Consider the following 12,858-nt stretch of genomic DNA (forward strand, 5'->3'; position numbering starts at 1 on the left):
GCCAGACAGCGGTACCGGGCGGATCCAGGTCGAGCGGCGGTGCCGGCCCGTCCGCGTCGGAGGGTGAGCGCTCGGCGTCCGGGGACATCACCGGCCGGGATGCGCCGGGGTCAGGGTCCCCGGGCAGGCGGCGTGGACCGGTGGGGCGCTCGGGTGCGTCCGTCGATTCGTCCGGCGTGGGCAGCCAACCCCCGACCCGGATTCCGGTCCGCGCGATGTCGTCCTCAGCCACCGACCCTCCTCGGCCACCGGCGGCGAGCGGCCCGGCCCCGTGGCTCGCCGTAGGGAGGATGACACAGAACGCGATCTTGGAGAAGGCCATCGACCCCCGCAATTCCCACGCACCACGCCCCGCCAGCCCTTCCCGCGGACAAGATCTTGGAAGAATCAGGCCCCCATAGGGGCCATTTCCTACCAAGATCTCCCCCGGGCCCGGCTTGGCAGACGCGCCCGGCCTCGCCAACCCCGTTGATCATGAGGTTGGCGGGGACATTTCGGGCGCGGAGTGCCGTCAACCTCATGATCGACGGGAGCAGGCGCGGGGCGGGCGACGGGCGGCGGGCGCGGGCGGGCGACGGGAGCGGGCGCGGGCGGGCGGCGGGCGGCGGGCCCCGGGGGGGGTCAGTGGCGGGTTCGGCGCTGGAGGCCCCGCGTAGGGTGCCAGCTCTCGATCAGCAGGTGGTCGGGTGGGTCGCCCACCCGGGTGAGGACCACCTCGGTCAGCTCGATCCGGAAGCGGTGCGAGCCGTCCTCGGCGGGCGGCTCCTCGTGCGCCCGGCCGGCGATCTTCGCGTCCCCGTCCCAGGCGGACGGGTCGTCCGGCGGCGTGTCCTCGGTCGGGCTGTGCAGCGCCACCCGGGGGTCACGCAGCAGGTCACGCGCCTTGAGCGCGCCGGCCATACTGCCCAGCCGCAGCTGCCCGTCGTCGCCGAAGTCGAACTCGGTGCCGCTGATCCGCGGCGAGCCGTCCCGCCGCAGCGTCGCCATCGTGCCGTGTTTGCGGACCGCGAAGCGGGCGCGTACGCGCGCCGCGAACTCGGGCTCGGCCGCCACCAGATCGGACCACCATGTCATGCGCCCGAGTGTGTCCGGAAAACCTGACAAGCCGCGGCACATTTCCCGGCGGACTCAGCCGACCTGGAAACCGAGCGCCTGAGCCAGCATCACGGCCTGCTCGGCGTCGATCCGCGCGCCGGAACGCTGCACCGCCGTCGGGTCGAGCGCGGACAGGTCACTGCCGCGCAGATCCGCCCGGATCAGCTTGGCGGCGTGCAGCTGGGCGCCGGAGAGGTCCACGCCGGTGAGCGTCGCGCCGGTGAGGTCGGCGCCGGTCAGGTCGACCTCCCGCATCCGTACGTCGGTGATCCGCGCCCCGCGCAGGTCGGCCCCGGCGAGCGTGACGAAGGACCAGTCGCCCCGGTCGACCCGCAGGGGGCGTAGGTCGCAGCGGTCGAACGTGCTGCCGACCAGCTTGCACCCGGTGAACTCGGCTTCGAAGAGGTTGCACTTGGTGAACGAGCACCTGGTGAACGCCGAGTCGGTGTGCCGGGAGGCGTTGAACGCCACGTTGCCGAACACGCAGTCGGTGAAGACCGCGCCCCGGCTGACCGCCTCGGTCAGGTCGACGTGGAAGAACTCGCACCGCACGAAGTGCCGGTCGCCCAGCTCCTCGGCGTACCAGTCCTCCTGGCGGTAGGTGACGTCCTCGACCGTCTCGGGCATGCCACCGACCCTAGTGACACTTCCCGGTCGCGATACCTGCGGGTAGGTTCGCGTCGTGAGTGTCGCAGTGAGCACCGACCCCGGCCGTGTCGGCTTCGATCCCGCCCGGCTGGCGCGGATCGACGAGCACTTCGCCCGGTACGTCGACGACGGCCGGCTCGCCGGCTGGCAGATCGTCGTCAGCCGCCGGGGCGAGATCGCCCACTCCTCGACGTACGGGCTGCGGGACCGGGAGGCCGGTACGCCGGTCGAGCCGGACACGCTCTGGCGCATCTACTCGATGACCAAGCCGATCACCTCGGTCGCCGCGATGATGCTCTGGGAGGAGGGCCGGTTCGAACTGAACGACCCGGTCAGCCGCTGGCTGCCGGAGTTCGCCGACGTCCGCGTCTACGACCGGGGTTCGGTGCTCAAGCCGTACACCGTGCCGGCGGTCGAGCCGATCCGGATCTGGCACCTGCTCACCCACACCGCCGGCCTCACGTACGGCTTCGCCCAGGTCTCGGTGGTCGACGGCCTGTACCGGGCGGCCGGCTTCGACCTGGGCGTGCCACCGGGCGCGGACCTGGCGGCGGCCTCGGCCGGGCTGGCCCGGCTGCCTCTGCTGTTCCAGCCCGGCACGAGCTGGAACTACGGCGTCTCCACCGACGTGCTGGGCCGCCTGGTCGAGGTGGTGTCCGGGCAGTCGCTCGACGCGTTCTTCGCCGAGCGGATCCTGCGTCCGCTGGGGATGACGGACACCCGCTGGTGGGTGGACGCGGCGGGCGCGAAGCGCCTGGCCGCGCTCTACGCCCCGCACCCGGCCACCGGGCAGGCGGTACGCGCCGACGGGGTGGGCCGGGCCGCGCTGGCGGAGCCGACGTGGCACTCCGGCGGCGGCGGGCTGGTCTCCACGGCGGCCGACTACCACCGGTTCACCCAGTTCCTGCTGCGCGGCGGCGAGCTGGACGGGGTGCGCCTGCTCGGCCCCCGCACGGTGCGCTTCATGACCCGCAACCACCTGCCCGGCAACCGGGATCTGGCCTCGTTCTCGCCGGAGGGCTTCGCCGAGACGATCCTCGACGGGATCGGCTTCGGGCTGGGCTTCGCCGTCGTGCTCGACCCGGTGCCGTCGCGGGTGCCCAGCAGCGTCGGCGAGTTCTACTGGGGCGGCCTGGCCAGCACCGCGTTCTGGGTCGACCCGGTCGAGGAGGTCACCGCCCTGCTGTTCACCCAGTTGATGCCGTCGAGCACGTACCCGCTGCGCGGCCAGTTGCGCCAGCTCGTCTACTCGTCGCTCGTCGACTGAGCCGGTTCGGCGGAACTCCCGCCGCCCGCCGGTGGGCTGCCTAGCCTGTGAGGCATGAGCGACATCGTCGTGTTCGGCGCCGGCGGCACGGCGGGCTCGCGGATCGCCGCCGAGGCGGTCGAGCGGGGCCACCGGGTGACAGCGGCGGTGCGGCGTCCGGAGGCAGTCGGCTACCTACCCCCCGGCGTACGCACGGTGACCGGCGACGCCACCTCGGCGCGGAGCGTACGCGAACTGGCCGAGGATGCGGACGTGCTGGTGGTGGCCATCGGCGGCGGCGAGCGGGACCTGTGGCGCGACGCCGCGCGGACACTGGTCGACACGCTGCGTGAGTTGCCGGACCCGCCCCGGGTGATCCACGTCGGCGGCGGCTCGACGCTGCTCACCCCGAAGGGCACCCGCTACCTGGACGAGCCGGACTTCCCGGAGGAGTACCGGGACTCGGCGCACGGCCAAGCCGACGCGCTGGAGTTCTACCGCACCAGCGCCGACGGGGTGACCTGGACGTACGTGTCCCCGCCGCCGCTGGAGTTCCACCCGGGTGAGCGGACCGGGCACTACCGCACCGGCACCGACCACCCGGTCACCGACGCGCAGGGCCGTTCGGTGCTCACCTACGAAGACCTGGCCGTGGCGATCGTCGACGAGATCGAAAGTCCCCGGTTCGGCAACGCCCGGTTCACCGTCGCGTACTGACCCGGCGCGTACCGGTTCAGCCGGCCAGCCGGGCCGGGAAGCCGCCGGTGGCGATCGGGCCCCATGACTCGATCGTGACGCGGATCAGCGACTTGCCCTGCGCGACCATCGCCGACCGGTACTCGTCCCAGTCGGGGTGCTCGCCGGAGATGCTGCGGAAGTACTCGACGAGCGGCTCCAGCGCCTCGGGCAGGTCGAGCACCTCGGCCACGCCGTCGACCTGCACCCACGGGCCGTCCCAGTCGTCGGAGAGCACGCACGCGGAGACGCGCGGGTCGCGGCGGACGTTGGCGACCTTGGCACGCTCGGGATAGGTGGAGATCACCAGGCGGCCCTCGGCGTCCACGCCGCAGGCCACCGGGGAGGACTGCGGGCGGCCGTCGGAGCGGGTGGTCATGAGCACGACGTGGTGGCGGGGGCGGAGGAACTCGATCAGGGCGTCCCGGTCGACCCGGGTGTTCTTCGCGATGCTGCGTGCCATGCCCTCGGTTCTACCAGGCATGCCCGTCGTTCTCAGCGCGGACGCCCGGCCGCCCGCTGCGCGGTGACCTGCTCGGGCACGCGCGGGCGGGCCGAGGGCCGCCACGCGCGGCCGTTGGCGTAGATCACCCGGAAACCGAGGTACGCGGCGAGCGGTGCCCAGTGCGCCGAGCGCATCCGCACCTCGGCGGCGTTGTGGCGCTGACCGTTGGCGAGCACGTCGAGCAGCACGGTCTCGAAGGCGGCCGACTCGACCCAGTCGACCTCGCGCGTGAAGCCGCAGATCAGCGCCGCGCCGGTGACGTCGAGGAACTCGCGCAGCGTGGCGTCGGAGGCGCGCAGCACCGAGCAGCTGCCGAAGTAGAGGCGGCGGCCCTCGCACCGGCCGGCCATCCGCTCGGCCACGTCCGTCAGCTCGACCGAGTCCCAGTCGGTGAGGCAGAGCCGGCTCGGCTCGCCGTGCATGGCGAAGAAGCCGACCCGGTGGTCCGCGTACTGCTTGAGCAGCCACCTGTCGACGAAGTAGAACAGCTCGTCGCGGGTGGCCGCGTCCTTGTGGATGTAGCGGATGCGGCCGAGCCGTTCGAGCAGGTCGAGCGTGGGCAGGACGGATCCTCGCTCGTTGAGGTCGCGGTGCCACTGCCCCTCGACGCAGAACACGCCCCCACGCGCCAACGCCCACCTCCCCGCCCGTCGAGGTCGCCGCCCGGATCCGGGAGCAGACGTTACCGGTCCCCTCCGACAGGCGACACCCGGCGGCGCGTACGCAAACAGGCACTATTCACAGGCAATATCCAGCAAACGCCCGATGTGAGAACAATTTTGGCTAATCACCACGAAGAATCCTCGTACCTGTCACGGTGAGAGAGACGGGACGTACCGGTCGATGTGCCCGTCCAACCCCAGTTCCGCTCTGACATCGGGAGGACTCTGTGCGCGTCAACACCCTGAAGCGGGCGGCGGTCGCGTTCGCGCTGGCCCTGCCCGGGGCCGCCGTGGCGACAGTCGTGGCCGCGCCACCGGCGCACGCCGACGGCTGCTACACCTGGAACCGGACGCTGTCCCAGGGAAGCTCCGGCGCCGAGGTCCGGCAGCTCCAGATCCGGGTGGCCGGCTGGGCCGCGTACGGCGGCATCGTCCGGGTCGACGGCGTGTACGGCCCGGAGACGGCCGCCGCGGTCAAGCGCTTCCAGGCCGCGTACGGGCTGCGCGCCGACGGCGTGGCCGGACCGAAGACGTTCGCCAAGATCTACGAACTGCAGAAGGACAGCGACTGCACGCCGAAGCACTTCAGCTACGCCGAGCTGGACAACGGCTGCGGCAAGGGCGGCTGGGCCGGGGGGCCGCTCTCCTCGGCGGCCACCCGGGAGAACGCGCTGCGCACCATGTGGAAGCTGGAGGCGCTGCGGCGCAGCCTCGGCGACAAGCCGCTCTACGTGACCAGCGGGTTCCGCAGCATCGCCTGCAACCGGCAGGTCGGCGGCGCCTCGGACAGCCAGCACCTGTACGGCAACGCGGCCGACCTGATCGCCAAGCACCGCAGCCTCTGCGACATCGCCCGGTCCGCCCGGGACCAGGGCTTCAGCGGCATCTACGGCCCCGGCTACCCGGACCACGACGACCACACGCACGTGGACTCGCGGCGGGAGAACAACCGGGACAAGGTGCCGAACACCAGGGACTGGTCCGCCCCGGACTGCGGGGTCAAGTAACGCGGTGACGGCGGCCCGGCGCGGGGGTGGGGGCTCCCCGGCCGGGCCGCCGTCGGCATGCTCCGGCACGGCCGACGCCGCTCCGCGACGGGGCGTCGGCACGACCGGAACCAGGGCGCCGGGCGTCCGCCGACCCGGGCCGGGCGGGCCCGAGGGTCAGCTCGCCCCGGGCCGGGCGGGCCCGGGGTCGACGTGCCCGGAACCGGGCGAGGGCTCGGCGCCGGCTCGCCCGGGGACTGGTGGCGGGAGTCAGCTCGCCCGCGGCCAGCGGGGCCGGGCGGCGGGAGCCGACCGCCCGGCGACGGGCCGCAGGCCGGGCCGCACCGGCGGCGCGGTGACCCGCGGGACCGGGCCACGCGCCGCCTGCGCCGCGGCGGCGGGACGGGCGACCTGACCCGGAACCGCCCGCGCCGGCTGCCCCGGTACGGGACGTCCGGCCTGACCGGGTACGCCGGGCCGCGCGACCTGTCCGGGTACGCCCGGTCGCGCCGCCTGGCCGGCGGCACGGGCGACCTGACCGGCCGGACGGGCGCCGGACGGCCCGGTCAGCACGAACGGGAAGGGCACGTGCACGAACGGGTTGCCGTGCCGGATCAGCGCGTCGATCTGGCGGTCGTTGAGACCGTGTGTCTCCAGCACGCGCCGGCCCCAGCGATGCAACCGGCAGGGGAACGACGACCCGTCGTTGCGGCACTTCGGCCCCGCGGGCCACTCCTCGGCGGCGTGCACCACCACCGCCCGGACCGCGAGGCGGACGTCCTCGGGGGTCAACGGTGCCGGTACCGGCACCTCGCCCAGGATCTGGTCGATGGGGTCCGTCGACTGCTCACCAACTCGCACGGCAGGCCTCCCGCAGCTCGGCAGCGGTGCGGCGGAACGGCCGCACCACATCCTCGACCACTGGTACGGCCGGATGACGGCAGCAGTTCAATCTCGCCACGCGGAGCGTCAGACGAGGCCGGCGTCCTGGACCAGCAGGGCCACCTGCACCCGGTTGTTCAGGTCGAGCTTCGTCAGCAGCCGCGACACGTACGCCTTCACCGTCGCCACGCTCATGAACAGCTCGGCGGAGATCTCGGCGTTGGTCCGGCCCCGCCCGAGCAGCAACGCGACCTCCCGCTCCCGCTCGGAAAGGTCGTCGAGCAGTCGTACCGCCCGCTCCCGCTTCGGGTCCGGGCCGGGCGCCGGCGCGGTGCCGGTCACGTGCGCGATGAGCTTGCGGGTCACCGCCGGGGACAGCGTCGCCTCCCCCGCCGCGACCCGGCGCACCGCGGCCACGATCTCGGCCGGCGGGGTGTCCTTGAGCAGGAATCCGCTCGCTCCGGCGCGCAGCGCCCGCAGCACCTGCTCGTCGGCGTCGAAGGTGGTGAGCACCAGCACCTCGGGCGGCTCGGCCGTGGCACGCAGCGTCTCGGTGGCGGCCAGCCCGTCGACCCGGGGCATGCGGATGTCCATCAGCACCACGTCCGGGGCGTGTGCGGCGACCGCCGCCGGCACCTCGGCGCCGTCGGTGGCCTCGCCGACCACGGTCAGATCGGGTACGCCGCCGAGGATCATCGACAGCGCGCCGCGGACCAGCGGGTCGTCGTCGACGATGAGCACCCGCACCGGGGCGCTCACCGGTCCGCCGCCCACGGCAGCCGGGCGGTCAGCCGGAACGTGCCGTCGGCGTCCCGCCCGTGTTCCAGGCTGCCACCGGCGAGCGTGACCCGTTCGGCGATGCCGACCAGGCCGGTACCGGTGCCGGGGATCGCGGTGGCCGGGCCGCCCACCGGCCAGGGGTTGCTGATCTCCACCACCAGCCCGTGCCCCGGGCCGCCGGCCAGCCGGACCGTCACCACCGCCCCGGGCGCGTGCTTGCGGGCGTTGGTCAGCCCTTCCTGCACGATCCGGTACGCGCTGCGCCCTATCGCCGCGGGCACCGCCTCCGGCTGGCTCACCTCGTCGACCACGCCGACCCGTACCCCGGCGTCGCGGCTCTCGGCGACGAGGGCGGGCACGTCGGCCAGCGTGGGCTGCGGCCGTTCCGGCGTCGCCTCGGAGCCGACCTCGGCCCGCAGCACGCCGATCACCTCGCGCAGGTCCTGCAGCGCGGCGTGCGCGCTGGCCCGGATCACCCCGGCGGCCCGCGCCACCTCCTCCGGCGGCGCGTCCGGCCGGAACTCCAGCGCGCCCGCGTGCAGGCTGAGCAGGGAGATCCGGTGCGCGAGTACGTCGTGCATCTCCCGGGCGATCCGGCCGCGTTCGAGCTGCCGGGCCTGATCGAGCCGGAGCTGCTGCTCGGCCTCGGCCCGCTCGGCGCGGTCGCGCAGGGACAGCACCAGCTGGCGGCGGGCCCGGACGAACAGCGCCCACGCCACCACCACGCAGATGAACAACGCGGTCCAGATCACCGAGCCCCAGAACGGCATCGTCGGGTCGGGCCGGACGGCGAGGTAGACCGGCAGGCTCAGCACGTTCCACGCCGCCAGGGCCAGGCCCACCGGCAGCGGCCGGTGCACGAGCACGGTGAACGTGATGACGAGCAGCGCGAGGCCGGAGGTGACCGAGAAGAACACCAGCGGCGCGGTGGCCAGCGCCAGCCCGACCGGCCAGCGGCGGCGCAGCCAGAGCGCGCCGCTGACGAGCAGGCCGACGAGCAGGTCGGCCTCCTCCAGCCAGGCCGGACCGGCGTTGAGGCCGAACTGCGGGGTGGCGCTGGTGACGTCGCCGTGCGTGATCAACACCCAGAGCAGCGAGGCCACGAACAGCACGCCGTCCACGAACCAGTCGCGCGGCGTCCGCCGGGCGGCCCGGGTGGGCACCAGGGACCCCGGCAGGAGCCAGGGATGATCGGGTACGGCGGCGCTGGTCACCCGTCCATGCTAGGAAGCCGCCCGGACCGGCTACCAGCTACCAAAGTCGACGCCTGCGGTGAACCGAGGTCGACATCGGCGCCGACCGTCGGCCGCAGCGCGCGACCGGGTGGCCCCGGCAGGCTCGACGGCATGATCGAAGTCGACCAGCTCACCAAGCGGTATGGCGCGCACACCGCCGTCGAGGACGTCACGTTCCGGTGCGAACCGGGCTCGGTGACCGGTTTCCTCGGGCCGAACGGCGCCGGGAAGTCCACCACCATGCGGATGATCTGCGGGATGACGCCGCCCACCTCGGGTGGCGCGACTGTCGGTGGCCGCCCGTACCGGCACCTGCCCAACCCGGGGCGGGAGATCGGCGTGCTGCTCGACGCGTCGGCGCAGCACGCCGGGCGCACCGGACGGGAGGCGCTCACGCTCGCCGCCCGCACCATGGGCGTGGACCGGAGACGGGTGGCGGCGGCGCTCGACCGGGTCGGGCTGAACGACACCGCGGCCCGGCGCCGCGTCGGCGCGTACTCCCTGGGCATGCGGCAGCGGCTCGGCCTGGCGCTGGCGCTGCTGGGCGACCCCCGGGTCCTGATCCTGGACGAGCCGGCCAACGGCCTCGACCCGGAGGGGATCTTCTGGATGCGCGGCCTGCTGCGCGACTTCGCCGACCGGGGCGGCACGGTGCTGCTCTCCTCGCACCTGCTGCGCGAGGTGGAGGCGGTGGCCGACCGGCTGGTGGTGATCGGCGGCGGCCGGGTGGTCGCCCAGGGCGGCAAGGACGAGCTGCTCGCCGGCGCCGGCACGCTGGTGCGCGCCCGCGACGCGCACGCGCTGCGCCTGACGTTGGAGCGAGCCGCGCTGCCCGCGTCCGCCGGCACCGACGGCGGCTTCGTCGTCCGGGCCGAGCCCGGCGAGGTCGGCCAGGCCGCGGCGGACGCCGGGCTGGTCCTCACCGAGCTGCGCCCGGCCGGCAGCGGCGGCCTGGAACAACTCTTCCTCACCCTCACCGCCGGCGCGTCGACCAAGGAGGCCGTCCGATGACCACCGCCACCCGCACCCCCGCACCGCCGCGACCCGAGGCCACCGTCGCTGGCCCCTCGCTGGCCCGGCTCACCGCCGTGGAGCTGCGCAAGCTCACCGACACCCGGGCCGGGCGGTGGTTGCTGATCACGATCGGGTTGATCGCCGCGGCGATCGTGGTGGTGCAGCTGTTCGTCGTCGACGCGCCGGACCAGACGTTCAGCGCCTTCTTCACCCCGTCGCTGCTGCCGGTCGGCCTGCTGCTGCCGGTGCTCGGCATCCTCTCCATCACCGGCGAGTGGTCGCAGCGCACCGCGCTCACCACGTTCGCACTGGTGCCCCGCCGGGAGCGGGTGATCGTCGCCAAGCTCGCCGCGGTGGTGCTCGCCGCCCTCGCCTCGGTGCTGGTCAGCCTGGCCGTCGCCGCCGTCGGCACGCTCGCCGCACGGGCCACCGGGGGCGCGGGCACCTGGACGTTCGACTGGCAACTGCTGCCGCACGCTGCCGTGTTCCAGGTGGCGAGCGTGCTGATGGGCGCCGCCTTCGGCCTGCTGCTGCTGAACACGCCGCTGGCGATCGTCACCTACTTCCTGCTGCCCACCGTGTGGAGCCTACTCGCCGCGATGATTGAGGGCCTGCGCGCGCCGGCCCGCTGGCTGGACACGTCCTACACGATGGAGCCGCTGCTCGGTGCCGAGGTGACCGGCGGGCAGTGGGCCCGGCTCGGCGTCTCGCTGGCGGTCTGGGTGCTCCTGCCGCTGGCTGCCGGGCTGTTCCGGACCATGCGCCGGGAGGTGTCGTGACCGTGGCGGCCCGCGGACTCGGCGAGGATGTCGTGGTCGACGGCGGACGCGCCGAACTGGTGGTCATGTGGGCCGGTTTCCCGCTGCTCGGGGCCGGGCTCGGTGCCGGGCTGACCGCGCTGTCCGGCTGGATCGCCGGGCTGCCATGGTTTCCGTTCCAGGGCCTGTTCGAGCTGCTCGACGGGTGGCCGGACGAGCGGTCGTACCCGATCGGGGCCGGGGTGGGCGTGCTCGGCGGCCTGTTCCTGGCGTTGGTGGCCGTGCGGGACCGGTTGACCGTCACGGTCGGGCACCGCACGGTACGGCTGCACCGCGACGGGCACGGCCGGGACGTGGCCCGCGCCGACGTGGCAGGGGTGTTCGTCGACGGCGAGGCGCTGGTGCTGCTGGACACCGCCGGTGGCGAGCTGGCCCGGGAGAAGTCCGACCTGGACGCCGAGCGGCTGCGCGCGGCGTTCACCCGGCAGGGCTGGCCGTGGATCGGCGCGGATCCGCACCGGGACGCGTACCGGCGGTGGGTGGAGGGCCTGCCCGGCCTGCCGCCCGGCGCGGACGCCCTGCTGCGCGCCCGGCAGCGGGCGCTCGACGGCGGCCACGACGCCGAGACCCGGGAGCTGCACGGGGAGCTGGCCCGGCTCGGCGTCGTGGTCCGCGACGAGGGCAAACGGCAGTACTGGCGGCTGGTCGCCGGCCCGCCGCCGGGGTGAGAGCGGCCGTCGCGCTGCGATCTTCGCGCCGAGGATTTACGTTCGTCCATGGCGGGGTCACGGCTCGTCGGACGCGGTGGCCCCGGGGCGGTACGACGCGGGCGACGGGGAGGGGCCGGCAATGGCCGTGGCACAGGGCATCTTCCGGCGCAAGCCGGTCGAGCAGATCGCCGACGAGACCGACGAGGGCCTCTCCCGCGAACTGGGGTTGTGGCAGCTCATTGCGATCGGCGTCGGCGGCATCATCGGGGCGGGCATCTTCGCGCTGGCCGGGGCGGTGGCGAACGAGACCGCCGGCCCGGCCGTGCTGGTGTCGTTCCTGATCGCCGGCCTGGCCAGCGCCGCCGCCGCGCTGTCGTACGCGGAGTTCGCCGGCATGATCCCGAAGGCCGGGTCGGCCTACACCTACGGGTACGCGGTGCTCGGTGAGGCGGTCGGCTGGTTCATCGGCTGGGACCTGCTGCTGGAGTACACGGCCATCGTCGCGGTGGTGGCGATCGGCATCTCCGGCTACTTCGGCTTCCTGGTCAACGAGCTGGGCGCGGACCTGCCGGCCTGGATGCTCGGCGCGCCCGGCACCGGCGACGGGCACCGCGTCGACCTGTTCGCGGTGGTGCTCTGCCTGCTCATCGCGTTCCTGCTGACCCGGGGCATCAAGGCCGCCGCGCGGTTCGAGACGTTCGTGGTGGGCCTCAAGGTCGCTGTCGTCCTGCTGGTGATTGTGGTCGGCTTCTTCCACGTGAAGACCGCCAACTACTCGCCGTTCTTCCCGTTCGGCGTCGGCGGCGCGATCACCGGCGCGGCCACCGTCTTCTTCGCCGTCTTCGGGTACGACGCGATGAGCACCGCCGCCGAGGAGTCGCGCGACGCCCGCCGGCACATGCCCAAGGCGATCATCTGGTCACTTGTCATCTCGATGGTGCTGTACGTGCTGGCCACGCTGGTGCTCACCGGCATGCAGAACTACCGGGACATCGACCCGGAGAGCGGCTTCTCCTCCGCGTTCGCCTCGGTCGGGCTGTCCGGGCTCGCCAGCGTGATCGCGGTCGGGGCGATCATCGGCATCCTCACCGTGATGTTCACGTTCATGCTCGGCGTGACCCGGGTGTGGTTCTCGATGAGCCGGGACGGACTGCTGCCCGGCTGGTTCGCCAAGGTCCACCCGGTACGCCGGGTGCCGACCCGGGTCACCTGGATCGTCGGGGTCGGCTCGGCGCTCATCGCCGGTTTCCTGCCGATCCGGCAGGCCGCCGAGCTGACGAACATCGGCATCCTGCTCGCGTTCGTGGTGGTGTGCGTGGCGGTGATCGTGCTGCGCTACCGCCGCCCGGACGCGCCGCGGACGTTCCGGCTCCCCGGCATGCCCGTGGTGCCGGCGATCGGCGTGATCTTCTCGATCTGGCTGATCACGTTCCTCGACCCGGTGACGTGGCTGCGGTTCGGCGCCTGGTTCCTGCTCGGCGCGGTCGTCTACGCCCTGTACGGCTACCGCCGTTCGGCGCTGGCCCGGCGCGACGGGGACACCGCCGGCACGCCCCGCTGACCGCGCGCCGCCGCGCCCGCAGACGTGACGTGCCACATCCG

General features: G+C 73.6%; 14 protein-coding genes. 7 read left to right on the forward strand and 7 right to left on the reverse strand.

Going from position 1 to position 12,858, the window contains the following annotated elements; translation table 11 throughout:
- Positions 1-621: 621 nt before the first annotated feature.
- Positions 622-1,074 (reverse strand): pyridoxamine 5'-phosphate oxidase family protein, encoded by a 453-nt coding sequence (locus tag O7604_RS03810; RefSeq protein WP_269701819.1) that lies wholly within the window; start codon positions 1,072-1,074, stop codon positions 622-624.
- Positions 1,075-1,128: 54 nt separating this feature from the next.
- Entirely contained in the window at positions 1,129-1,722 is a 594-nt protein-coding gene (locus tag O7604_RS03815) for a pentapeptide repeat-containing protein (RefSeq protein WP_281578867.1), read from the reverse strand.
- 55 nt (positions 1,723-1,777) lie between these two features.
- Between O7604_RS03815 and O7604_RS03820 the strand changes: the two genes are divergently transcribed.
- Entirely contained in the window at positions 1,778-3,010 is a 1,233-nt protein-coding gene (locus O7604_RS03820; RefSeq protein ID WP_269701822.1) for a serine hydrolase domain-containing protein, read from the forward strand.
- Between the two features lie 54 nt (positions 3,011-3,064).
- On the forward strand, positions 3,065-3,706 hold the full coding sequence (locus tag O7604_RS03825) for an NAD(P)H-binding protein (protein WP_281578868.1): 642 nt from the start codon (positions 3,065-3,067) through the stop codon (positions 3,704-3,706).
- 16 nt (positions 3,707-3,722) lie between these two features.
- Here O7604_RS03825 and O7604_RS03830 read toward each other — a convergent pair whose 3' ends face one another.
- The gene (locus O7604_RS03830) at positions 3,723-4,187 is read right to left on the reverse strand and encodes a PPOX class F420-dependent oxidoreductase (RefSeq protein WP_269701826.1); all 465 of its coding nucleotides are present in this window, start codon (positions 4,185-4,187) and stop codon (positions 3,723-3,725) included.
- Positions 4,188-4,219: 32 nt separating this feature from the next.
- The gene (locus O7604_RS03835) at positions 4,220-4,861 is read right to left on the reverse strand and encodes a hypothetical protein (RefSeq protein WP_269701828.1); all 642 of its coding nucleotides are present in this window, start codon (positions 4,859-4,861) and stop codon (positions 4,220-4,222) included.
- Between the two features lie 257 nt (positions 4,862-5,118).
- On the opposite strand from O7604_RS03835, the gene O7604_RS03840 reads away from it, so the two are divergent.
- Positions 5,119-5,898, forward strand: a complete 780-nt coding sequence (locus O7604_RS03840; protein ID WP_269701830.1) for a D-Ala-D-Ala carboxypeptidase family metallohydrolase — start codon at positions 5,119-5,121, stop codon at positions 5,896-5,898.
- Positions 5,899-6,147: 249 nt separating this feature from the next.
- Here O7604_RS03840 and O7604_RS03845 read toward each other — a convergent pair whose 3' ends face one another.
- From O7604_RS03845 to O7604_RS03855, 3 genes are all read right to left on the reverse strand, one after another.
- Positions 6,148-6,738 (reverse strand): hypothetical protein, encoded by a 591-nt coding sequence (locus O7604_RS03845; RefSeq protein ID WP_281578869.1) that lies wholly within the window; start codon positions 6,736-6,738, stop codon positions 6,148-6,150.
- Positions 6,739-6,846: 108 nt separating this feature from the next.
- Positions 6,847-7,533, reverse strand: a complete 687-nt coding sequence (locus tag O7604_RS03850) for a response regulator transcription factor (protein WP_269701833.1) — start codon at positions 7,531-7,533, stop codon at positions 6,847-6,849.
- Positions 7,515-8,753, reverse strand: coding sequence for a histidine kinase (locus tag O7604_RS03855; protein ID WP_269701835.1), 1,239 nt, complete (start codon positions 8,751-8,753; stop codon positions 7,515-7,517). Before O7604_RS03855 ends, O7604_RS03850 begins: the two co-directional genes overlap by 19 nt.
- A 132-nt stretch (positions 8,754-8,885) precedes the next feature.
- Here O7604_RS03855 and O7604_RS03860 point away from each other — a divergent pair, with 132 nt between their 5' ends.
- The 4 genes from O7604_RS03860 to O7604_RS03875 all read left to right on the forward strand — a co-directional run bounded on the left by O7604_RS03860 (position 8,886) and on the right by O7604_RS03875 (position 12,817).
- On the forward strand, positions 8,886-9,785 hold the full coding sequence (locus tag O7604_RS03860) for an ATP-binding cassette domain-containing protein (RefSeq protein WP_281578870.1): 900 nt from the start codon (positions 8,886-8,888) through the stop codon (positions 9,783-9,785).
- Positions 9,782-10,567 (forward strand): ABC transporter permease, encoded by a 786-nt coding sequence (locus O7604_RS03865; protein WP_281578871.1) that lies wholly within the window; start codon positions 9,782-9,784, stop codon positions 10,565-10,567. Before O7604_RS03860 ends, O7604_RS03865 begins: the two co-directional genes overlap by 4 nt.
- Complete coding sequence (locus tag O7604_RS03870) at positions 10,564-11,274, forward strand: hypothetical protein (protein ID WP_281578872.1); 711 nt, start codon at positions 10,564-10,566, stop codon at positions 11,272-11,274. The genes O7604_RS03865 and O7604_RS03870 overlap by 4 nt, the downstream gene beginning before the upstream one ends.
- A gap of 121 nt (positions 11,275-11,395) precedes the next feature.
- Positions 11,396-12,817: an amino acid permease gene (locus tag O7604_RS03875; protein WP_281578873.1), complete on the forward strand. Its 1,422-nt coding sequence runs from the start codon at positions 11,396-11,398 to the stop codon at positions 12,815-12,817.
- The last annotated feature ends 41 nt before the right edge of the window (positions 12,818-12,858 follow it).

It is taken from the genome of Micromonospora sp. WMMA1947, from assembly GCF_027497355.1.
GTDB lineage: Bacteria > Actinomycetota > Actinomycetes > Mycobacteriales > Micromonosporaceae > Micromonospora.